The sequence below is a fragment of the Erwinia sp. CGal63 genome, assembly GCF_037026505.1.
Taxonomy (GTDB): domain Bacteria; phylum Pseudomonadota; class Gammaproteobacteria; order Enterobacterales; family Enterobacteriaceae; genus Erwinia.
Window position 1 is genome coordinate 220,804 of the sequence record NZ_JAKUMN010000003.1, and the last position, 18,881, is coordinate 239,684.

Genomic DNA, 18,881 nt, shown 5'->3' on the forward strand with positions numbered 1-18,881 from the left:
CCCGGCCTGATTCCTTCTCCCGCTCTCTCGTCCCGCTCTCTCTTTATCAGCGCTTACTGAAATAAAATGGCCTCGAATACGAAGGCTGGTTTATCATCATTTACAATATTATTTTTGAGCGGATTGCTGGCGCTTGTCGCGCTATGCCGCCGAGGTAACCGTGCAGCTAACAAGTTTTACTGATTATGGCCTACGCGCGCTGATCTTTATGGCCGCTCTGCCCCCAGGCAGAATGACCAGCATCACCGAAGTCACCGAGACTTACGGCGTATCGCGTAACCATATGGTCAAGATTGTTAATCAGCTTAGTCGGGCAGGCTATATCGCCGCCGTGCGCGGAAAAAACGGCGGTCTACGGCTGGGAAAACCGGCCAGCGAGATCGTGGTAGGCCAGGTCGTTCGCGATATGGAGCCGCTCCAGCTGGTGAACTGCCACAGCGACTTCTGCCATATCACGCCAGCCTGCCGGCTGAAAAAGGCGCTGCATGAGGCCGTGGAAAGCTTTCTTGCCGTGCTGGACAGTTACACGCTGGCCGACCTGGTGGCCGACAACCATCCGCTCTACCAATTGCTGCAGATTGAGCAACCCTTAGTCCGCAGCTGATGACAACGGAGGAACCGCAATGTCAAAAGATCCATTTAAGGAACGGGAGGCTGAAAAATATGACAACCCCATTCCCAGTCGCGAATTTATCCTTTCCCATTTAGATAAACGCGAAAAACCCGCCAGCCGTGAAGAGCTGGCGGCCGAACTCTCTATCGACGGCGAAGAGCAAATCGAAGCGCTGCGCCGTCGCCTGCGCGCGATGGAGCGCGACGGCCAGTTAGTTTTCACTCGTCGTCAGTGCTATGCGCTGCCGGAACGTCTGGACCTGCTGCGCGGCAAAGTTATCGGTCACCGCGACGGCTTCGGCTTTTTGCGCGTCGAAGGCAGCAAAGACGATCTCTATCTCTCCGCCGAGCAGATGAAGATGTGTATGCACGGCGACGTGATCCTGGCTCAGGCGATGGGCGCCGACCGTAAAGGCCGCCGTGAAGCGCGCGTGGTGCGCGTGCTGGAGCCCCGCAACAGTCAAATCGTCGGCCGCTATTTCACCGAAGCTGGCGTAGGCTTCGTGGTGCCGGACGACAGCCGCCTGAGCTTCGATATCCTGATCCCGCCGGAAGAGCTGATGAATGCCCGCATGGGCTTCGTGGTGGTGGTGGAGCTGACGCAGCGTCCGACCCGCCGCAGCAAAGCCGTGGGTAAAGTGGTGGAGGTGCTGGGTGACAATATGGGCACCGGCATGGCCGTGGAAATGGCGCTGCGCACCCACGATATTCCGCACGTCTGGCCGGAAGCGCTGGAACGCCAGATTGCCAAACTGAAAGAAGAAGTGCCGGAAGAAGCCAAAGTGGGCCGCGTGGATCTGCGCGATCTGCCGCTGGTAACCATTGATGGCGAAGACGCCCGCGACTTTGACGACGCCGTTTTCTGCGAAAGAAAGCGCGGCGGCGGCTGGCGCCTGTGGGTAGCTATCGCGGACGTCAGCTACTACGTGCGTCCGGGCACGCCGCTGGATGATGAAGCGGTCAACCGTGGCACGTCGGTCTACTTCCCGTCGCAGGTAGTGCCTATGCTGCCGGAAGTGCTCTCCAACGGCCTTTGCTCGCTGAACCCGCAGGTGGATCGTTTGTGCATGGTGTGCGAGATGACCATTTCCGCCACCGGCAAGCTCACCGGCTACAAGCATTACGAAGCGGTGATGAACTCCTGGGCGCGCCTGACCTACAACAAGGTCTGGAGCATTCTGCAGGGCGACCAGGAGCTGCGCGAACAGTATCAGCCGCTGGTGAAAGATTTAGAAGAGCTGCACCGCATGTATCTGGTGCTGGAGAAATCCCGCGAGCAGCGCGGCGGCATCTCTTTCGAAACCGACGAAGCCAAATTTGTCTTTAACGCCGATCGCCGCATCGAGCGGGTAGAGCAGGTGACGCGCAACGATGCGCATAAGCTTATCGAAGAGTGCATGATCCTGGCGAACATCGCCTCGGCGCGTTTTGTGGAGAAAAACCACGAGCCTGCGCTGTTCCGCGATCACGATCGTCCGACCGAAGAGAGCATCAAAAGCTTCCGTTCGGTGCTCAACGAGCTGGGCCTGACGCTGGGCGGCGGCGCGAAACCGCATCCGCTGGACTACGCCGAGCTGCTGACGCAAATCTCGTCGCGCCCGGACGCCGAAATGCTGCAAACCATGCTGCTGCGCTCGATGAAACAGGCGGTCTACGATCCGGAAAACCGCGGCCACTTTGGCCTGGCGCTGGCTTCCTATGCGCACTTTACCTCGCCTATCCGCCGCTATCCCGATCTGCTGCTGCACCGTGCAATCAAATATCTGCTGGCGAAAGAAAACAATACGCTGCAGGGCAACACTACGCCAACCGGCGGCTACCACTATGAGATGCAGCAGATGCTGCAGTTCGGCCAGCACTGCTCGATGACCGAACGCCGCGCCGATGAGGCGACGCGCGACGTAGCCGACTGGCTGAAGTGCGATTTCATGCAGGATCAGGTAGGCGAAACCTTTACCGGCGTTATCTCCAGCGTCACCGGATTCGGCTTCTTTGTCCGCCTGAACGATCTCTTTATCGATGGCCTGGTGCATGTCTCCACGCTGGACAACGACTACTACCGTTTCGACGCTGTAGGCCAGCGCCTGATTGGCGAGTCCGGCGGCAAAACTTATCGCCTGGGCGATACGGTGGAAGTGCGCGTGGACGCAGTGCATATGGACGAGCGTAAAATCGACTTTGCCCTGATCTCCAGCTCGCGCAAGCCGCGCGGCGAAGGCAAAACCGAACGCGATCGCGCCAAAAAGCCGGCCGCCCAGAATAGCGGCAAGCGTCGTCGCGATCAGGGCAAAAAGGTCAACTTTGAGCCGGACAGCGCCTTCCGTGGCGGCAAAGGCAAAGAGGCAAGCGCGAAAAGCGAGAAAAAACCGCGCAAGCCGTCGGACAAAACCCGTAAAATCGCCGCCGCGACCCGTTCCAAACGCGCCGCGAAAAAGAACGACACCGCCGCATCCTGAATGCGGTCAGGCGCATTATTTCGCCGCATCCCGGATGCGGCATGCCACGACCAGTTGAGTAACAGTGAATGAGTGAAATAGTTTTTGGACTCCACGCCGTGCAGGCGCTGCTCGACAGCGATCCGCAGCGCTTTCAGGAAGTCTTTATCCTTAAAGGCCGCGACGATCGCCGTCTGCAGCCGGTGGTGAAAGCGCTGGAAGCGCAGGGCATCGTCATCCAGCTCGCCAGCCGTCAGTGGCTGGACAGCCAGGTCGAAGGTGGCGTGCATCAGGGCATCGTGGCGCGCGTCAAGGCTGGCCGCCAGTATCAGGAAAATGACCTGCCGGATCTGCTGGAAAAGCTGGAAACCCCGTTTCTGCTGATCCTGGACGGCGTCACCGATCCGCATAACCTGGGCGCCTGCCTGCGCAGCGCCGATGCCGCTGGCGTCCACGCGGTGATCGTGCCGAAAGATCGCTCCGCCCAGCTGAACGCTACGGCGAAAAAGGTCGCCTGCGGCGCGGCGGAAAACGTACCGCTAATCCGCGTGACCAATCTGGCGCGCACCATGCGTATGCTCCAGGAAGCCAACGTCTGGATCGTCGGCACGGCGGGCGAAGCCGACCACACGCTTTACCAGAGCAAAATGACCGGCCCGATGGCGCTGGTGATGGGTGCAGAAGGCGAAGGTATGCGTCGTCTGACCCGCGAGCACTGCGACGAGCTGATTAGCATCCCTATGGCGGGCACGGTATCCTCGCTGAACGTGTCGGTCGCTACCGGCATCTGCCTGTTCGAGGCGGTGCGCCAGCGCGCTAAATAATCCTTCCGGGGCGTGACCTGCGCCCCGAAATTCCGCTCTGCTGCTCGCCTGTCGCGCGCTCTTTCGCATACTTAGTGTGTGTGAACGAGAAGGACGTCAGGATGGACAAAACCCATACCGTTTTTAATCAACCCCGACCTCTGACCAACAGCAATCTGTTTCTTTCCGATACGCCGCTACGCGAAGCCGTCGTGCGTGAAGGGGCGGACTGGGACAGCGATCTGCTGGCCTCTGTCGGGCAGCAGCTGGGCAGCGCCGAATCGCTGGAGCTGGGCAGGCTGGCTAACAGCTATCCGCCAGAGCTGCTGCGTTACGATCCTCGTGGCGAGCGGCTGGACGATCTGCGCTTTCATCCCGCGTGGCATCTGCTGATGCAGGGCCTGTGCAGCAACCGCGTGCATAATCTGCCGTGGCAGGAGAACGCGCCGCCAGCGGCATTCGTCGCGCGGGCCGCCCGCTTTATGCTGCATGCGCAGGTGGAAGCGGGCACGCTTTGTCCTGTTACCATGACTTTCGGCGCTATTCCTCTGCTGCAGGCGCAGCTGCCCGCGCCTTATCGCGACTGGCTGACGCCTCTACTTTCCGACCGGTACGATCCGCATCTGCAGCCCGGCGGGCAGAAGCGCGGCCTGCTTATCGGTATGGGCATGACCGAAAAACAGGGCGGTACCGACGTGCTAAGCAATACCACGCGTGCCGAAGCCATCGGCGGCGGTGAATACCGCCTTACCGGCCATAAATGGTTTTTCTCCGTACCGCAGAGCGACGCGCATCTGGTACTGGCGCAGGCCAAAGGCGGACTTTCCTGTTTCTTTGTGCCGCGCCTGCTGCCGGACGGCAGCCGCAACGCGGTAAGGCTGGAAAGGCTGAAGGAGAAGCTGGGCAACCGTTCTAATGCCAGCAGCGAAGCGGAGTTTGCGGCCGCCAGCGGCTGGCCGATCGGCGAAGAGGGGCAGGGCGTAAAACAGATTTTAAAAATGGGCGGCTATACGCGCTTCGACTGCGCGCTGGCAAGCCACGCCATGATGCGGCGCGCCTTTTCCGTGGCGCTCTACCATGCGCACCAGCGTCAGGTGCAGGGCAAGAAGCTGGTCGATCAGCCATTGATGCGCCAGCAGCTCTGTACGCAGGCGCTGCTGCTGGAAGGGCAAACGGCGATGCTGATGCGGCTTGCCGGCGCGTGGTCACCGGAAAGCGGCGAAAAAGGGAAGCTTTTCAGCCGGTTGTTTACGCCTGTGGCCAAGTACGCGGTCTGCAAGCGCGGCATCAGCTTTGTGGCGGAGGCGATGGAAGTGTTGGGCGGCGTCGGCTATTGCGAAGAGAGCGAACTGCCAAGGATCTACCGTGAGATGCCGGTCAACAGCATCTGGGAAGGCGCTGGCAACGTCATGTGCCTGGACGTGCTGCGCGTGCTCGGCAAGCAGCCAGCCGCTGTAGCGCTGCTGGCGGAAGAATTTGACGCGGTAAAAGGGCAGAGCCGTTATTTTGACAGCGCGTGGCGACAGCTGAAACTGCTGCTGCGTCATCCGCAGGAAACGCAGGCGCGCGCGATTTGTGAAAGCCTGTTCAGCCTGGCCTGCGGCGTGCAGGTGCTGACACAGCTGGAACCCTGTATCGCCGATGCCTGGTGCCGACAGCTGCGCGGAGCGTCGCCGCTGTCGGAAAAAGTTTGTCAGCGTTTGCTACTGCGCGCTACCGGCGGAAGCTGACGGGCCGTACAGGATGGCGGTCGAGTACCAGCGGCCCGGCATCACCGTTTCGCTGACCATCTGGATCAGGTAAAACTTCGCGCCGGCCGCGTTGGCCTTTGCGGCAATCGCGCGCTGGGCGTCGTCCGGAGAGCCGCGAACCGAGACGCTGACGGTGCCGAGCCGCGTCAGCGTCATGCTCTGCGCGCGGGTAATCTCCTGCGCCTGCGCTTTTACCGGCGGCGGCGGTTCCGGCGTGGTTTTGAACTGGCTACAGCCCGCCAGCAGCAGCATGAAAAACAGGGATAACTTGCGCATAGAGGCTTCTCCGGAGGGTCAGCCTCAAGTGTAAGCTATCCCCGCGTTTTATGCCTTGACGCGGAAAACCTGCACCAGATCGGTCAGGTGATGCCCTTTACGGCTCAGCTCATGCGCGGTCAGTTCCGACGTAGCGACCAGTTCGGTGCTTTCGTGCGTCGCCTGGCCAATCTGGTTCATGGCGATATTGACCTGACCAATGCCCGCCGACTGCTCTTTCGAGGCGATGTTGATCTCGCTCATCAGCACTTTCACCTGTTCGATGCGGCCGACGATATTTTCCATCGACTGGCGCGTCTGCTCGGAAAGATCGTGTCCCTGAACCACTTTGCTCAGTGAGTTTTCGATCAGGCCATCAATCTCTTTCGCCGCCGTGGCGCTACGCTGCGCCAGCGCGCGCACTTCTGCCGCCACCACCGCAAAGCCTTTACCGTGTTCGCCGGCTCGGGCGGCTTCCACTGCGGCGTTAAGCGCCAGAATATTGGTCTGGAAAGCGATCGACTCAATCACATGGGTGATATCGGCGATACTTTGCGAGGCGCTTTTGATATCGGTCATGGTCACAACGGAGCGCGAAACCGTTTCGCCGCCCTTGCCGACCGCCTCTGCCGCTTCGCCGACCAGTGTCAGCGCCTGGGAGACGTTAGCAGCGTTCTGCGCCACGGTCGCGCTAAGCTGCTCCATGCTGGCCGACGTCTCTTCAACGCTGGCCGCCTGGCGCGTAATCTGCTCGCTGATGTTTTCGCTGCTGGAGGCGATGGCGTCGGTGCCGCTGCTGATCTCCTGCGCGGCTTCGCGCACCTGGGAGACGATGCGGTCAAGGCCGTCGCCGATGCCGTTGATAGCGACGATCAGCTTGCCGACCTCGTCATGACGGCGGGTTTCCAGCGTTGCCTGCAGGTTGCCGGCGGAGTAGTGCTCAGCCAGTTCAATCACCTGCTGCAGCGGTTTGCTGACCCAGCGATGGGTGGTGGTGATAAAGCCCAGCGCGAACAGCGACACCAGCGCGGCGCCCAGCATCAGGAACAGGTTGCGCGTGTGCTGAATTGGCGCCAACAGGCTGGCTTTATTTACCTCGCCCAGAATGACCCAATGCCAGTCCGGCAGATGGTGCCAGGCCATGATTTGCGTTTCGCCGTTGGCGTCCTGCACTTGCACCGTACCGGAACTTTTGCTCAGCAGCAGCTGGCGGGTCGCTTCCGGCCACGCAGGCAGCTGGCCTTCGCGGTCAGGATGGAAGACATACTGGCCGCGACTTTTGCCTTCCGCGTCGTTCAGCACGGAGAAGTGGCCACTTTCGCCCAGCTTCTTCGACAGTACTTTTTCCCTGATCAGCGCGTACTGTTTGGTGATATCCACGCCGACGAAGAGAATGCCTACCACCTGGCCGCTGGCGTCTTTCACCGGCTGATACTGCGTGATATAGCGTTTACCGAACAGCATGGCGACGCCCTGAAAAATCTGGCCCTGCTGCGCCAGTTTCCAGGCCGGGCTGCTGCGATCCAGACGCGTGCCGATAGCGCGATCGCCATTCTCTTTGCGCAGCGAGGTAGAAACGCGCAGGAAGTCGTCGCCGGTACGCACGAAAATAGTAGAGATTGCGCCGGTACGTGCCAGAAAATCATCGACCAGGCCCTCATCCAGGTTCAGGGTTTTCAGCCCTGCGCGCAGCACGGGCGCCTGCTCTGCGCCGATAGCAACAGTTTGGGTCGCATCGACAGAAAATTGTTTGGGCAAAAAGCTTTGAAAAAGCGCGGTATAGTTGGCAACTTCTTCACTTAACGTACTGTTGAACATCGTCGCCATATCGCCGATGCCGTCGACCTGGTTTTCCATGTTTTCCAGCGTCAGTGCCTGCATCTGGTTTGAAGCGTTATTGGTTAACGCCAGAGTCAAAACTAAAAACAGCGCGGCTACGCTTAGCGAGGTGATCACCGACAGCTTAACGCCGAGGCTCCAGCGCCCGAATGCGAGAAATTTCATAAAATAACCTGTTGATTATAAGAAGGGGTCATAACGGTTAACGGCGGGCAGCGGGAAATATTTAGTGGCGAATTCAGCAGATAGATCAACGAAATAAGCAATAAACTCAAATAACAGCATGATTAGCTGGCTATTTGTATTTATAGCCTGTAGTGCGATGACTTAAGGGGAAAGCGATGATTGAAGTCAGTACGGAATTTTTCGCGGGTATTGAATGCCTGCACGCCGCGCCAGCGGGCAAAAGAGACGAACCGCTGCCCACCGTTCTTTTTTATCACGGTTTCACCTCGTCGAAAGAGGTTTACAGCTATTTTGGCGTGGCGCTGGCGCAGGCGGGTTTTCGCGTCATTTTGCCCGACGCCGAGATGCACGGCGCGCGTTATAACGGCGACAGCGAACTTCGCCTCAGCGCTTTCTGGACGATCCTGAAAAGCAATATTGATGAAATGCCGGCGCTGATTGCCGCGTTGCGCCAGCGGAATTTAATTGACGGAGCGCGCCTTGCGGCGGCCGGCGCGTCGATGGGCGGCATGACCGTGCTGGGCGCGATGGCGCGCTACCCTGAGCTGGCCAGCGTCGCCTGCCTGATGGGTTCGGGCTATTTTGTGTCGCTGGCTGCCAGGCTGTTTCCGCCGCTGGCGGTAGAAACTGCGGAAGATAAGCAAAAACTGGCTGAAGAGCTGGCGCCGCTGACGGAGTATGACATCGGGCAGCGGCTGGAAAAGATCGCCGATCGGCCGCTGCTGATTTGGCATGGCGAAGCGGATGAGGTCGTGCCCGTGGCGGAAAGTTTAAAACTGGAAAAAGCGCTGAGGGAAGCGAAGCTCGACGCCCGGCTGACGTTTTTAACGGAGCAGGGCGTCGGGCATCGTATCACGCCACCGGCGCTGAACGCGGCGACAGCATTTTTTAAACGGCATCTGTAGCATCCTGTTATAACTGCTGCGTGAGCCGTCGCGCGGCAGGTGCCGTGACCGAAGGATTGTCCGTCGGCTGGCTGGCTGGTGAATCGATACGGTTAACATAGACGTAGCTGTTCGCCGCTTTGCTGGTTACGCGCTGCTCACAGCCAGACTGACTGGCAAGGGCGGAAGTGGAAAGTGCGAGTCCGAGAAAGGTGGCGATTGCGATGGTTTTCATAATCCAACTCCACAATCAGGTAACAAATCTGACGCCGGGCGTCAGGGTCTTGTCATAACGTTTAAAGTTTAGCGCGCTTTGCCGTAAAGTGTATTAGTAATTCTTGCTTTTTACCGTCACGCTTCGCGACCGCCAGGCTGCTGATATTTCTCCTTTCCCACCTGAATTCGGCCAGCGCTGACAAATAATTTACATCGGGCCGCGACTTTACCTTGAGTTTCCCTGGCGCCGTCAGTATGATTACGCGTCAATTTTTCAGCCGCACACAAACACGTTCCTTGCTTCCATGGGCCGCGGTTGACCCTGACAGGAGGCTGAATAATCCGTAAGGAGCAAATTCGATGCGTCATTACGAAATCGTTTTTATGGTTCATCCTGACCAAAGCGAACAGGTTCCTGGCATGATCGAGCGTTACTCTGCCACCATCACCGGTGCAGAAGGTACGATCCACCGCCTGGAAGACTGGGGCCGCCGTCAGCTGGCTTACCCGATCAACAAACTGCACAAAGCGCACTACGTTCTGCTGAACGTTGAAGCGCCGCAGGAAGCGATCGATGAGCTGGAAACTAACTTCCGCTTCAACGACGCCGTTATCCGCAGCATGGTTATGCGCGTTAAGCACGCGGTAACTGAAGCTTCTCCGATGGTTAAAGCGAAAGACGAGCGCCGTGAGCGTCGTGAAGATTTTGCTAACGAAACCTCTGATGAAGCAGATGCTGGGGATTCTGAAGAGTAATTGACCGTGGTGGCTAATCGGCTGACGCTGTCTGGCACCGTGTGCAAGACGCCGATGCGTAAAGTAAGCCCCTCAGGTATTCCACACTGCCAGTTCGTGCTTGAGCACAAATCGATGCAGGTGGAAGCCGGTTTTACCCGGCAAGCCTGGTGTCGGATGCCGGTGATTATCAGCGGCAAAGCCCATCAGGCCATTACTCAAAGTATAACGGTCGGCACGCCGATCACCGTTTCCGGTTTCATTAGCAGCCATCAAGGGCGCAATGGACTGAATAAAACGGTGCTGCATGCCGAGCAGATTGAATTGATAGATTCTGGAGACTAGCCAAATGGCACGTTATTTCCGTCGTCGCAAGTTCTGCCGTTTCACCGCGGAAGGCGTTCAAGAGATCGACTATAAAGATATCGCAACGCTGAAAAACTACATTACTGAAAGCGGTAAGATTGTACCAAGCCGTATCACTGGTACTCGCGCTAAATACCAGCGTCAGCTGGCTCGTGCTATCAAGCGCGCGCGTTACCTGTCTCTGCTGCCGTATACCGATCGTCATCAGTAACGGCTGTTGTCAATTAACGACTTTAAGAGGATAAGGTAATGCAAGTTATTCTGCTTGATAAAGTAGCAAACCTGGGCACCCTGGGCGACCAGGTAAACGTTAAAGCGGGCTACGCTCGTAACTTCCTGGTACCACAGGGCAAAGCTGTTCCTGCTACCAAGAAGAACGTTGAGTTCTTCGAAGCACGTCGTGCAGAGCTGGAAGCCAAACTGGCTGACGTTCTGTCCGCTGCTAACGCTCGCGCTGAGAAAATCAACGCGCTGGGCAGCGTTACTATCGCGTCTAAAGCAGGCGACGAAGGTAAACTGTTCGGTTCTATCGGTACTCGCGACATCGCTGACGCTGTAACTGCAGCTGGCGTTGAAGTGGCCAAGAGCGAAGTTCGCCTGCCGAACGGCGTTCTGCGCACTACCGGTGAGCACGAAGTGGACTTCCAGGTTCACAGCGAAGTATTCGCAAAACTGACTGTAAACGTGGTTGCTGAAGCTTAATCGCTTCGCTGCTGCTGAAAACGCCGGCCATGTGCCGGCGTTTTTGTTTTTATCGCTTAGTGAACCTGCAGGAAAGTGCCGTCCGGCTGGCGGGTAAACAGGATTTCGCCCTGATCGGTGGTTACTGCAAGGCCCGTCACCACGCCGTGGGAATTCTGACGTATCCTTACCGCCTGGCCAGCCTGCAGATTACTCAGCGGCTTGCCTTCGCCTTCTACCCGAGCCATCGCAAACACATCGTTGACCGGCAGATTATGGTCGCGGAACAGCTGCGCCAGCGTTTGTCCGGAAGCGATCTGATAGTTAGTCCACTGACCCTGAGCATCACCTTTCGGCGGCTGCTCGCTTGCTGCCGGCGCGCTCAGCTCCGCCTGTAGCGGCACGTCCGTGGTGGTTCGCTCTACGTCAACCGGACGCGTCGGCTGCTCCGGCTGTCGAGGTGAAGGCCAGAGAAAGGCCAGTAACACCAGCGCGCTGGCGATAATAATAGCGCGGCGGTGGAAGGGCGGCAGTGGATCCATCCAGCGCGCGGAATCCGTCAGGCGCCAGATCTGGTTAAACCACCGTGTAGCTGGTGACGCTTTGGTTGCTGGCATGGCGTCGTCCTCCTTGCGCGTTCCTCGCGCGAATAAAATATACCGCTTAAGCGAAGCCGAAAGCGGCCGGCGTTTCCTTCGTCTACGGGCAATATGCCCCATATTGACCTCTACTGAAATATAGCTGATAGCGCACTCTCCGTGCGGCTTTTCTGCCGCTGACGGCACAGCGGTATTGTTTCCTTTTACGCTGAAAATGTCATCCGAAGAAGATGGCGTTTTACCCCTGTAGCCTGCGCTGTTATGCTTCGTGCTCAGTTTTATTACCAGTAAAGGAAAATCCATGACTACCCCTTCTTTAGACAGCGTAGAAGCACAGGCGAGCTACGGTATCGGTTTACAGGTTGGCCAGCAGCTGCTGGAATCCGGACTGCAGGGCCTGCAGCCAGAAGCGCTGCTGGCTGGCCTGCGCGACGCGCTGGAAGGGAACTCCCCGGCGGTGCCTGTTGACGTCGTACACCGTGCGCTGCGTGAAGTGCACGAACGTGCCGACGCGGTACGTCGCGAGCGCCAGCAGGCGATGGCCGCTGACGGCCAGAAATTTCTGGAAGAGTATGGCCAGCGCGAAGGCGTGAGCAGCACCGAATCCGGCCTGCGTTTCAGCGTCATCAAACAGGGCGACGGCGCTATCCCGTCTCGCCAGGATCGCGTACGCGTTCACTACACCGGCAAGCTGATTGACGGCAGCGTTTTCGACAGCTCCGTTGCGCGCGGCGAGCCGGCTGAATTTCCGGTCAGCGGCGTGATTCCAGGCTGGATTGAAGCGCTGACCCTGATGCCGGTTGGATCGAAATGGGAACTGGTGATCCCACAGAACCTGGCCTATGGCGAACGCGGCGCAGGCGCTTCTATTCCGCCATTCAGCACGCTGGTATTTGAAGTCGAGCTGCTGGAAATTCTGTAAGCCTGAACCGCCGGGAATAATTATTTCCGATAAGTTCTGAAGTGGCGGCATTAATTATGCCGCCATTCTAAAATACCCATATCTTGCCTGAAATTATTTTATTTAAAATACGACTGTTTCCATTTTTTAGGACTAATCGCAAAGATTTTAATTTGAAGAATTTTCCTGGTTGAAATAAATTACCTGCTGGCAGGAATGCCGCTAATGATCGTTAATAAGATTATTTCAATGTTAAGGAGAATATCATGCGCGATTTAAATAACCATGAAGTAGAGGCAGTATCGGGCGGCTGGATTCTTTCAGATATCGGCGCCAGCATTGGCTATGCCATTGGTACCATTATTGACCGCGGCGCCACTGCTGGCGGCCTGGAAACAACCGCGAAAAACTCATTCCAGGAAATCGGTTCAGGCATTGGCAAAATTTTGGAACTGAATATTTCCGGCGCAATCACCGATATTGGTAAAGGTGTTTCGGATGCGCTGAAAAACACCGTTAAAGTGATTGAAGGTATTAAAAACTCTTCCAGCTCCAGCAGCTAAGGGTAATAAAAAGCCAGCATTACGCTGGCTTTTTCGATTTAATTGGCGCTTAGTTTTACCTGATAAAGCGCAAAACCAATATCGTCTTCACCTGTTTTTTTCAGTGGATATTGTGCGTGCGTTTTAATAAATTGCTCAGCTTTAGCCGTCGGCGATGTTTCGAAAAAAACAGCCAGCGGTTGATCGCTATTAATCGCCGCCAGCCGCCAGTTATTATCCGCCTGCGGTCTGACTTCACCCTGTAATTTAGTCTGCGCCTGAATGTACCCCGCCACCACGGCGCGGTTTTCGTCCGGCGAAGAAAACGCGATATGCGTCTCGCCCGTTCCGGCAAACTTTCCGCCCCAGGCGCGATAGTTATTGGTCGCTACCAGGAAAGTTGCGTTGGGATCGATGGCTTTTCCCTGGAAGGTGAGATCGCGAATGCGGGAGGCCTGGTCGTTAATCAGCTGGCATTCCGCATCATAGCGAGCGGGCTGCGTGACATCTATCTGATAGCTGACGCCGTCGATCACGTCGAAGTTATAGGTGCGGTAATCCCAGTTAATCAGCGGCTGCGGCTTAGCGCTGTGGGGATCGATCTGGTTAAACTGGCCCGCCGAGCACTCCAGCCACTCTTTTACCTCTTTGCCGCTGGCTTTCACCACGACCAGCGTATTGGGATAAAGGTAGAGATCTGCCGCATTGCGGAAGGTCAGCGGCCCTTTTTCCACTTCGACATAGCTGGCAGGATCGTTCTTGCGTCCGCCCGCCTTGAATGGCGCGGCGGCGGAGAGCACCGGCAAATCAGCTAAATCCGGATCGCCCTGAATAAAATGCTCTACGTAGTCACGCTGCGCGTTATTGACTATCTGCACGGTCGGATCGTCCTGCACCAGCGACAGATAGCTGTACATCACATCCGCCGATTTACCGATGGGCTTGCTGACAAACTCCCGCGTGGCGCTATGGTCGGGCGCCATCACCTTCAGCAGCGCCGGATCTTCCGCCGCCAGCGATTTTTTCGCTGCCGTATCGTAGATGGGACGTGCCTGCGCCGTGGCTTCGCTTACCCGCCAGCGGCCCGAATCATTATTGAGCACCAGATCGACCACGCCGAGATGATCGCCCCACATGCCGGGCATGACCGCGGGAACGCCGTTCAGCGTGCCTTTGGCGATATCGGCGCCCTTGATTGCCGCAAAATCCTGGCTCGGGAAGACGGCATGGGCGTGACCAAACAGAATGGCGTCGATGCCCGGGACCTGGCTGAGATAGTAAACGGAGTTTTCCGCCATGGCGTGCCACGGCTCGCTGGAGAGGCCGGAATGCGGAATAGCGACAATCAGATCCGCGCCCTGTCGGCGCATTTCCGGCACCCATTTGCGGGCGGTTTCCGTTATGTCCTCCACGGTAATTTTGCCGCTGAGGTTTTTCCTGTCCCACACCATAATCTGCGGCGGCACAAAGCCGATATAGCCCACTTTCAGCTGATGCTTGTTTCCCTGCCGATCGGTCACTTCCTCCGCCTTGATGAGAAAAGGCGTAAACAGCGGTTTGCCGCCGTGGATATCAATGATATTGGCGTTGATATAAGGAAATTTCGCGCCGCTGATGGCTCGCTGCAGATAATCCAGGCCGTAATTAAACTCGTGGTTGCCCAGATTGCCGACGGTATAGTCCAGCGTGTTCATCGCCTTGTAAACAGGATGGATTTCGCCCTGTTTCAAGCCGGTTGCCGCCACATAGTCGCCCAGCGGGCTGCCCTGGATAACGTCGCCGTTATCCACCAGCACGCTGTTAGCCGCCTCTTTACGCGCCGCCGCAATCAGCGTGGCGGTGCGCACCAGGCCGAACTTTTCCGTAGGCGTGTCCTTGTAGTAGTCAAAATCCATCATATTGCTGTGCAGATCGGTGGTTTCCAGCAGGCGGAAATCTACCGTGGCGGCATGTAGCGCGCCGCTGACCAGCAGAGCGCTCAGCGTCACAACGGGCTTAATCATTTTTTCTCCTTAATAGCATTGAGTTACTCCCTAACGTCGCAAAGTTTTGTGAAACTAATACCTTCTCTCTCACAGATATGTGACCTGCTACAAATATTTCTCTGTTAGCGGCATAAAAACGGGAAGTAACTGGAAAGATATGAACCGCAACCCGGCTAATGGGTCAAAAAAACAGGAGCTTCTGCGGCGGAAAATAAATTATGCTATTGATAATTAAGCGCTGACGGAAGGTTCGGCCTTCGATCTCCGGCATCGACTATGATCAACAGAGCGCTGGCGCGCGGGTTCAGCCAGAGTAACGGCCGGCGCCGGCTTGCCAATGAAGAGGTGGAAAATGTTAGAGAATATATGCCAGCTGGCACGAGACGCGGGCGTTGCCATCATGCAGATCTACGATGGTCAGGCGCCGCTTGATGTCTCCACAAAATCCGATGATTCGCCCGTGACCGCCGCGGATCTGGCCGCCCACAAAGTTATCCTGCAGGGGCTTGCCGCGCTGACGCCCGAAGTGCCTGTTCTGTCGGAAGAAGATCCGCCAGGCTGGGAAGTTCGCCAGCGCTGGCAGCGCTACTGGCTGGTCGATCCGCTGGACGGCACCAAAGAGTTTATCAAGCGGAACGGCGAATTCACGGTCAATATCGCGCTGATAGAAGAGGGCAAACCGGTGCTGGGCGTGGTCTATGCGCCGGTGATGGATGTGATGTATTCCGCAGCCGACGGCAAAGCGTGGAAGGAAGAGGGCGGCGTGAAAACGCAGATCCACGTGCGGGAAGCGCGTCCGCCGCTGGTGGTGGTCAGCCGCTCGCACTCCGATAGCGAGCTGGAAGACTATCTCAGCCAGCTGGGCGAGCACCAGACCATCGCTATCGGCTCCTCGCTGAAGTTCTGTCTGGTGGCCGAAGGCAAAGCGCAGCTCTACCCGCGTTTTGGGCCGACCAACATTTGGGATACCGGCGCAGGCCACGCCGTAGCGATCGCCGCTGGCGCGCATGTCCATGACTGGCAGGGAAAAACGCTGGACTATGCGCCACGCGAATCTTTCCTGAACCCGGGATTCCGCGTGTCGATCTTCTGATCCGCACTAAGGGATGGAGGCGGCGAGGCTGTCTCCATTCTGTCAGCTAGCGCAATAAATCCCGCACCAGCGCAATCACCTGCTGCACTTCCTGCTGCGTCAACGCGCCGTCTTTGACAAAATGTACCCTGCCTGTTTTATCCAGCACGATAACCGCTGAACCTTCGTTTTCAAGCTGCCAGGCGCGTTTAGCGACGCCGTTGCTGTCGACGATAAATTGCGACCAGGGATACTGTTTTTTATTGCTCTGAATGCTGCTGCGCACAAACATGCCGGTGCCGGGGATCGCGTCATCGGTGTTGATTAGCGTGGTGGTCTGATAGCGCTCTTGCGGAAAGTGGGCCATTTTCACCGCTTCGATCAGCGCCGCGTTCTTCTCTTTAGCCGAGGCGCGCCCGGCGATATGCTGAATGATGCGCACTTTTCCCGGCAAAGCCGCGCTATTCCAGTTTTGATAGCTAAACTCATCCTGCTGATAGCGCAGCTCGCCCCGATCGCTGATGCCAACAGGCGGCACGCGCTGGCCTGTCACAAGATTATGGGCGCAGACGATGGACGGTGAGGCAAGCGTAAACAGCAGCAGGCAGAGACGGAAGTTCATCATTCGGGCAACCGGATTCATTAGTCATGTTACTGCAATAATAAACAGGGATGATGCGTCTGTCGCAGGGATACAACATCTTTGCAACACGACGCACAAATTTGCGGAACTCAACGGTTTATACTGTCATCCTGCCGGTGGCTGACAGAGCCTACTGTCATGATGTGTAAAAACAGTAAATAAATTGGGTTTTAGGACTTTTGTAAGTCAAACCTGGTCTATAGTGTATCCACTTTGTGCTGCAAAGCTTCGTACCGAGCCTGGACACGACGCAGCACGTATTATCTTTCAGGAGTAGTAACATGAAGATTTTTCAGCGCTATAATCCGCTGCAGGTGGCCAAATACGTTAAAACTTTGTTCCGTGGCCGGATCTACATTAAAGATGTAGGCGCGTTTGAATTTGATAAAGGTAAGATCCTGATCCCGCGCATTAAAGATAAACAGCACTACAGCGTGATGTCAGAAGTTAACCGTCAGGTGCTGCGTTTGCAGACCGAGTTTAACTAACGCCCGCGAACGGCGTAAAAGAAAGAAGGCGCGAATTTCGCGCCTTTTCTGTTTTATTCTTCCACCATCTTGCTCAGTACGGGCGCCGCGCCCTGTCTGGCTTCATCTATCCTGGTGACCAGCAGCTGATCGATACGGTAGCTGTCGATATCCACCACTTCAAACTTGTAGCCGTGAAACTTCACGAAGTCGGTGCGCTTAGGGATCTTCCTCAGCATATACATCATAAAGCCGCCGATGGTTTCGTAGTTGCCGGACTGCGGAAACTCGTCGATATCCAGCACGCGCATCACGTCGTCGATCGGCGTGCCGCCTTCCACCAGCCATGAGTTTTCATCGCGCGCCACAATCTGCTCTTCCAGACCCTGACCGACCAGATCGCCCATCAACGTGGTCATCACGTCGTTCAGGGTAATAATCCCTACCACCAGCGCGTACTCGTTCATGATCACCGCGAAGTCTTCGCCGGCGGTTTTGAAGCTTTCCAGCGCTTCCGACAGCGTCAGCGTGTCCGGCACGATCAGCGCCGAGCGGATCTGCACGCCGCTGTTAAGCGCCATGCTCTGATTGCCCAGCACGCGCAGCAGCAGCTCTTTGGAGTCAACGTAGCCGACGATATGATCGATATCATCGTTACAGACCAGGAATTTAGAGTGCGGATGGTTGGCGATTTTTTCTTTCAGGCTGGCCTCATCCTCGTGCAGATTGAACCAGATCACGTTCTCGCGCGAGGTCATGGAAGAGGGCACGGTGCGCGACTCCAGCTCAAAGACGTTTTCTATCAGCTCGTGCTCCTGCTTGCGCAGTACGCCAGCCAGCGCGCCAGCCTCCACGACCGCATAGATATCGTCCGAGGTGATGTCATCCTTGCGCACCAGCGGAATTTTAAACAGGCGGAAAATAATGTTGGCGCCGCCGTTAAAGAACCAGACCAGCGGCCGAAAGATAAATAGGCAGAGCCGCATAGGGTTAATGATCTTTAGCGCGATGGTTTCCGGCGCGATCATGCCCAGACGTTTCGGGAAAAGATCGGCAAAGAGAATAAACAGGCTGGTGACCACGGTGAAGGAAGCGATAAAGCTAAGCTGCTCGGCCAGCACCGGGCCGGTAAAGCGATCGAACAGCGTACGGAACACCGGCGAAAAAGCGGAGTCGCCGACGATACCGCCCAGAATAGCCACGGCGTTCAGGCCAATCTGCACCACGGTAAAGAACATGCCGGGCGTTTCCTGCATTTTCAATACCCGCTGCGCGTTGATATTGCCTTCGTCCGCCAGCAGCTTCAGCTTGATTTTGCGCGAAGCGGCCAGAGAGATTTCCGAAAGAGAAAAAAACGAGCTGATGGCGATCAGCATTAAGATGACAAGCAAGCTGTCTAACATAAAACATCCATTAAGTGGCCGGTTCAGACGCTTTTGCGGAAAGAAGCGCTAAAGCAGGCCTTAAGTTGAGTACCTGTCATTTTTGGCCTGGGCAGCGATGGCGCGGTGGACTTCCTGTACCCTGATGTCGCGCCGGGCTATCCGTGCCAAAAATGTCTGCGCCGTTTGCAGGAGCAGAAAGACGTTAACTGGCCGCGATGCGGCCTCAGCTGTGGATTATAGCTGTGGTGAGGATTGCTTACAATTGCGGCGCTACGCGGCGCACGGCGTTAACGCGGCGGTGAGATTTATCCGAGTATGCGCTTTTAACGAACGGGTCGCCGCCTTCCCGCGCGATCCCCGGTTGTAACCTGGCGATTGTTTGCACACAATAACGCAAATTCTGGCTTTTCGAAGAAAAAGAGCCTCTGAACCCGCAAAAAGTTGCCATGCTTAAGCGGGCTATTTTACAGATTCAGCAGTTGCGCCTGTCAGGAATCCAGGCCGGCAATAAAATCAGGAGTTAG

The 18,881-nt window shown here is 56.7% G+C and carries 20 protein-coding genes; 13 read left to right on the forward strand and 7 right to left on the reverse strand.

All coding sequences use genetic code 11. The features are described from left to right. Nucleotides 1-160 precede the first annotated feature (160 nt). The 4 genes from nsrR (at nucleotide 161) to MKZ79_RS12315 (ending at nucleotide 5,580) form a co-directional block, all read left to right on the forward strand. Nucleotides 161-604 (forward strand): nitric oxide-sensing transcriptional repressor NsrR, encoded by a 444-nt coding sequence (gene nsrR, locus MKZ79_RS12300; protein ID WP_336142865.1) that lies wholly within the window; start codon nucleotides 161-163, stop codon nucleotides 602-604. Between the two features lie 19 nt (nucleotides 605-623). After that, entirely contained in the window at nucleotides 624-3,068 is a 2,445-nt protein-coding gene (gene rnr, locus MKZ79_RS12305) for a ribonuclease R (RefSeq protein WP_336142585.1), read from the forward strand. A gap of 68 nt (nucleotides 3,069-3,136) precedes the next feature. Next, nucleotides 3,137-3,871 carry a 23S rRNA (guanosine(2251)-2'-O)-methyltransferase RlmB gene (rlmB, locus tag MKZ79_RS12310; RefSeq protein ID WP_336142588.1) on the forward strand — a complete coding sequence of 245 codons (735 nt, stop codon included), beginning with the start codon at nucleotides 3,137-3,139 and terminating at the stop codon, nucleotides 3,869-3,871. 101 nt (nucleotides 3,872-3,972) lie between these two features. After that, a complete protein-coding gene (locus tag MKZ79_RS12315) occupies nucleotides 3,973-5,580 on the forward strand; it encodes an isovaleryl-CoA dehydrogenase (RefSeq protein WP_336142591.1) in 1,608 nt (535 codons plus the stop codon). Here MKZ79_RS12315 and bsmA read toward each other — a convergent pair. Further along, nucleotides 5,554-5,877, reverse strand: a complete 324-nt coding sequence (gene bsmA, locus MKZ79_RS12320) for a biofilm peroxide resistance protein BsmA (RefSeq protein ID WP_336142593.1) — start codon at nucleotides 5,875-5,877, stop codon at nucleotides 5,554-5,556. The two genes, MKZ79_RS12315 and bsmA, sit on opposite strands and share 27 nt — an antisense overlap. A 48-nt stretch (nucleotides 5,878-5,925) precedes the next feature. Next, nucleotides 5,926-7,860, reverse strand: a complete 1,935-nt coding sequence (locus tag MKZ79_RS12325) for a methyl-accepting chemotaxis protein (protein ID WP_336142595.1) — start codon at nucleotides 7,858-7,860, stop codon at nucleotides 5,926-5,928. Nucleotides 7,861-8,036: 176 nt separating this feature from the next. On the opposite strand from MKZ79_RS12325, the gene yjfP reads away from it, so the two are divergent. Continuing rightward, complete coding sequence (gene yjfP, locus MKZ79_RS12330; protein WP_336142597.1) at nucleotides 8,037-8,786, forward strand: esterase; 750 nt, start codon at nucleotides 8,037-8,039, stop codon at nucleotides 8,784-8,786. A 7-nt stretch (nucleotides 8,787-8,793) separates the two neighbouring features. On the opposite strand, the gene MKZ79_RS12335 is transcribed toward yjfP, so the two are convergent. Then, nucleotides 8,794-9,000, reverse strand: a complete 207-nt coding sequence (locus tag MKZ79_RS12335; protein WP_336142599.1) for a hypothetical protein — start codon at nucleotides 8,998-9,000, stop codon at nucleotides 8,794-8,796. A gap of 341 nt (nucleotides 9,001-9,341) precedes the next feature. On the opposite strand from MKZ79_RS12335, the gene rpsF reads away from it, so the two are divergent. From rpsF to rplI, 4 genes are read left to right on the forward strand one after another with little or no spacing between them, the layout of a single operon-like run. Beyond that, nucleotides 9,342-9,737 (forward strand): 30S ribosomal protein S6, encoded by a 396-nt coding sequence (gene rpsF, locus MKZ79_RS12340; protein WP_125290324.1) that lies wholly within the window; start codon nucleotides 9,342-9,344, stop codon nucleotides 9,735-9,737. A gap of 6 nt (nucleotides 9,738-9,743) precedes the next feature. Continuing rightward, entirely contained in the window at nucleotides 9,744-10,061 is a 318-nt protein-coding gene (gene priB, locus MKZ79_RS12345; RefSeq protein ID WP_336142866.1) for a primosomal replication protein N, read from the forward strand. 4 nt (nucleotides 10,062-10,065) lie between these two features. Next, entirely contained in the window at nucleotides 10,066-10,293 is a 228-nt protein-coding gene (rpsR, locus tag MKZ79_RS12350; protein ID WP_000135199.1) for a 30S ribosomal protein S18, read from the forward strand. Nucleotides 10,294-10,331: 38 nt separating this feature from the next. After that, nucleotides 10,332-10,784: a 50S ribosomal protein L9 gene (gene rplI, locus MKZ79_RS12355; RefSeq protein ID WP_336142603.1), complete on the forward strand. Its 453-nt coding sequence runs from the start codon at nucleotides 10,332-10,334 to the stop codon at nucleotides 10,782-10,784. Between the two features lie 56 nt (nucleotides 10,785-10,840). Here the strand turns inward: rplI and MKZ79_RS12360 are convergent, their stop codons facing one another. After that, nucleotides 10,841-11,380, reverse strand: a complete 540-nt coding sequence (locus tag MKZ79_RS12360) for an OapA family protein (protein ID WP_336142605.1) — start codon at nucleotides 11,378-11,380, stop codon at nucleotides 10,841-10,843. 283 nt (nucleotides 11,381-11,663) lie between these two features. On the opposite strand from MKZ79_RS12360, the gene fklB reads away from it, so the two are divergent. Further along, nucleotides 11,664-12,284 (forward strand): FKBP-type peptidyl-prolyl cis-trans isomerase, encoded by a 621-nt coding sequence (gene fklB / locus MKZ79_RS12365; protein WP_336142607.1) that lies wholly within the window; start codon nucleotides 11,664-11,666, stop codon nucleotides 12,282-12,284. Between the two features lie 245 nt (nucleotides 12,285-12,529). Beyond that, nucleotides 12,530-12,826 (forward strand): hypothetical protein, encoded by a 297-nt coding sequence (locus MKZ79_RS12370; RefSeq protein ID WP_336142609.1) that lies wholly within the window; start codon nucleotides 12,530-12,532, stop codon nucleotides 12,824-12,826. 38 nt (nucleotides 12,827-12,864) lie between these two features. Here the strand turns inward: MKZ79_RS12370 and MKZ79_RS12375 are convergent, their stop codons facing one another. Next, complete coding sequence (locus tag MKZ79_RS12375; RefSeq protein WP_336142611.1) at nucleotides 12,865-14,808, reverse strand: bifunctional 2',3'-cyclic-nucleotide 2'-phosphodiesterase/3'-nucleotidase; 1,944 nt, start codon at nucleotides 14,806-14,808, stop codon at nucleotides 12,865-12,867. Nucleotides 14,809-15,142: 334 nt separating this feature from the next. On the opposite strand from MKZ79_RS12375, the gene cysQ reads away from it, so the two are divergent. Further along, nucleotides 15,143-15,883: a 3'(2'),5'-bisphosphate nucleotidase CysQ gene (cysQ, locus tag MKZ79_RS12380; protein ID WP_336142613.1), complete on the forward strand. Its 741-nt coding sequence runs from the start codon at nucleotides 15,143-15,145 to the stop codon at nucleotides 15,881-15,883. Nucleotides 15,884-15,929: 46 nt separating this feature from the next. Here the strand turns inward: cysQ and MKZ79_RS12385 are convergent, their stop codons facing one another. Then, nucleotides 15,930-16,484: a YtfJ family protein gene (locus tag MKZ79_RS12385; RefSeq protein WP_336142867.1), complete on the reverse strand. Its 555-nt coding sequence runs from the start codon at nucleotides 16,482-16,484 to the stop codon at nucleotides 15,930-15,932. Between the two features lie 302 nt (nucleotides 16,485-16,786). On the opposite strand from MKZ79_RS12385, the gene MKZ79_RS12390 reads away from it, so the two are divergent. Then, complete coding sequence (locus MKZ79_RS12390; RefSeq protein WP_246760837.1) at nucleotides 16,787-16,993, forward strand: DUF1107 domain-containing protein; 207 nt, start codon at nucleotides 16,787-16,789, stop codon at nucleotides 16,991-16,993. Between the two features lie 53 nt (nucleotides 16,994-17,046). On the opposite strand, the gene MKZ79_RS12395 is transcribed toward MKZ79_RS12390, so the two are convergent. Then, nucleotides 17,047-18,375: a hemolysin family protein gene (locus MKZ79_RS12395; protein ID WP_336142616.1), complete on the reverse strand. Its 1,329-nt coding sequence runs from the start codon at nucleotides 18,373-18,375 to the stop codon at nucleotides 17,047-17,049. Nucleotides 18,376-18,881 lie beyond the last annotated feature (506 nt).

Excerpts from the sequence above, each read along its gene's own strand:
- rnr (WP_336142585.1), top strand. The coding sequence starts at position 624 with ATGTCAAAAGATCCATTTAAGGAACGGGAGGCTGAAAAATATGACAAC.
- rlmB (WP_336142588.1), top strand. The coding sequence starts at position 3,137 with ATGAGTGAAATAGTTTTTGGACTCCACGCCGTGCAGGCGCTGCTCGAC.
- MKZ79_RS12315 (WP_336142591.1), top strand. The coding sequence starts at position 3,973 with ATGGACAAAACCCATACCGTTTTTAATCAACCCCGACCTCTGACCAAC.
- bsmA (WP_336142593.1), bottom strand. The coding sequence starts at position 5,877 with ATGCGCAAGTTATCCCTGTTTTTCATGCTGCTGCTGGCGGGCTGTAGC.
- MKZ79_RS12325 (WP_336142595.1), bottom strand. The coding sequence starts at position 7,860 with ATGAAATTTCTCGCATTCGGGCGCTGGAGCCTCGGCGTTAAGCTGTCG.
- yjfP (WP_336142597.1), top strand. The coding sequence starts at position 8,037 with ATGATTGAAGTCAGTACGGAATTTTTCGCGGGTATTGAATGCCTGCAC.
- MKZ79_RS12335 (WP_336142599.1), bottom strand. The coding sequence starts at position 9,000 with ATGAAAACCATCGCAATCGCCACCTTTCTCGGACTCGCACTTTCCACT.
- rpsF (WP_125290324.1), top strand. The coding sequence starts at position 9,342 with ATGCGTCATTACGAAATCGTTTTTATGGTTCATCCTGACCAAAGCGAA.
- rpsR (WP_000135199.1), top strand. The coding sequence starts at position 10,066 with ATGGCACGTTATTTCCGTCGTCGCAAGTTCTGCCGTTTCACCGCGGAA.
- rplI (WP_336142603.1), top strand. The coding sequence starts at position 10,332 with ATGCAAGTTATTCTGCTTGATAAAGTAGCAAACCTGGGCACCCTGGGC.
- MKZ79_RS12360 (WP_336142605.1), bottom strand. The coding sequence starts at position 11,380 with ATGCCAGCAACCAAAGCGTCACCAGCTACACGGTGGTTTAACCAGATC.
- fklB (WP_336142607.1), top strand. The coding sequence starts at position 11,664 with ATGACTACCCCTTCTTTAGACAGCGTAGAAGCACAGGCGAGCTACGGT.
- MKZ79_RS12370 (WP_336142609.1), top strand. The coding sequence starts at position 12,530 with ATGCGCGATTTAAATAACCATGAAGTAGAGGCAGTATCGGGCGGCTGG.
- MKZ79_RS12375 (WP_336142611.1), bottom strand. The coding sequence starts at position 14,808 with ATGATTAAGCCCGTTGTGACGCTGAGCGCTCTGCTGGTCAGCGGCGCG.
- cysQ (WP_336142613.1), top strand. The coding sequence starts at position 15,143 with ATGTTAGAGAATATATGCCAGCTGGCACGAGACGCGGGCGTTGCCATC.
- MKZ79_RS12385 (WP_336142867.1), bottom strand. The coding sequence starts at position 16,484 with ATGAACTTCCGTCTCTGCCTGCTGCTGTTTACGCTTGCCTCACCGTCC.
- MKZ79_RS12390 (WP_246760837.1), top strand. The coding sequence starts at position 16,787 with ATGAAGATTTTTCAGCGCTATAATCCGCTGCAGGTGGCCAAATACGTT.
- MKZ79_RS12395 (WP_336142616.1), bottom strand. The coding sequence starts at position 18,375 with ATGTTAGACAGCTTGCTTGTCATCTTAATGCTGATCGCCATCAGCTCG.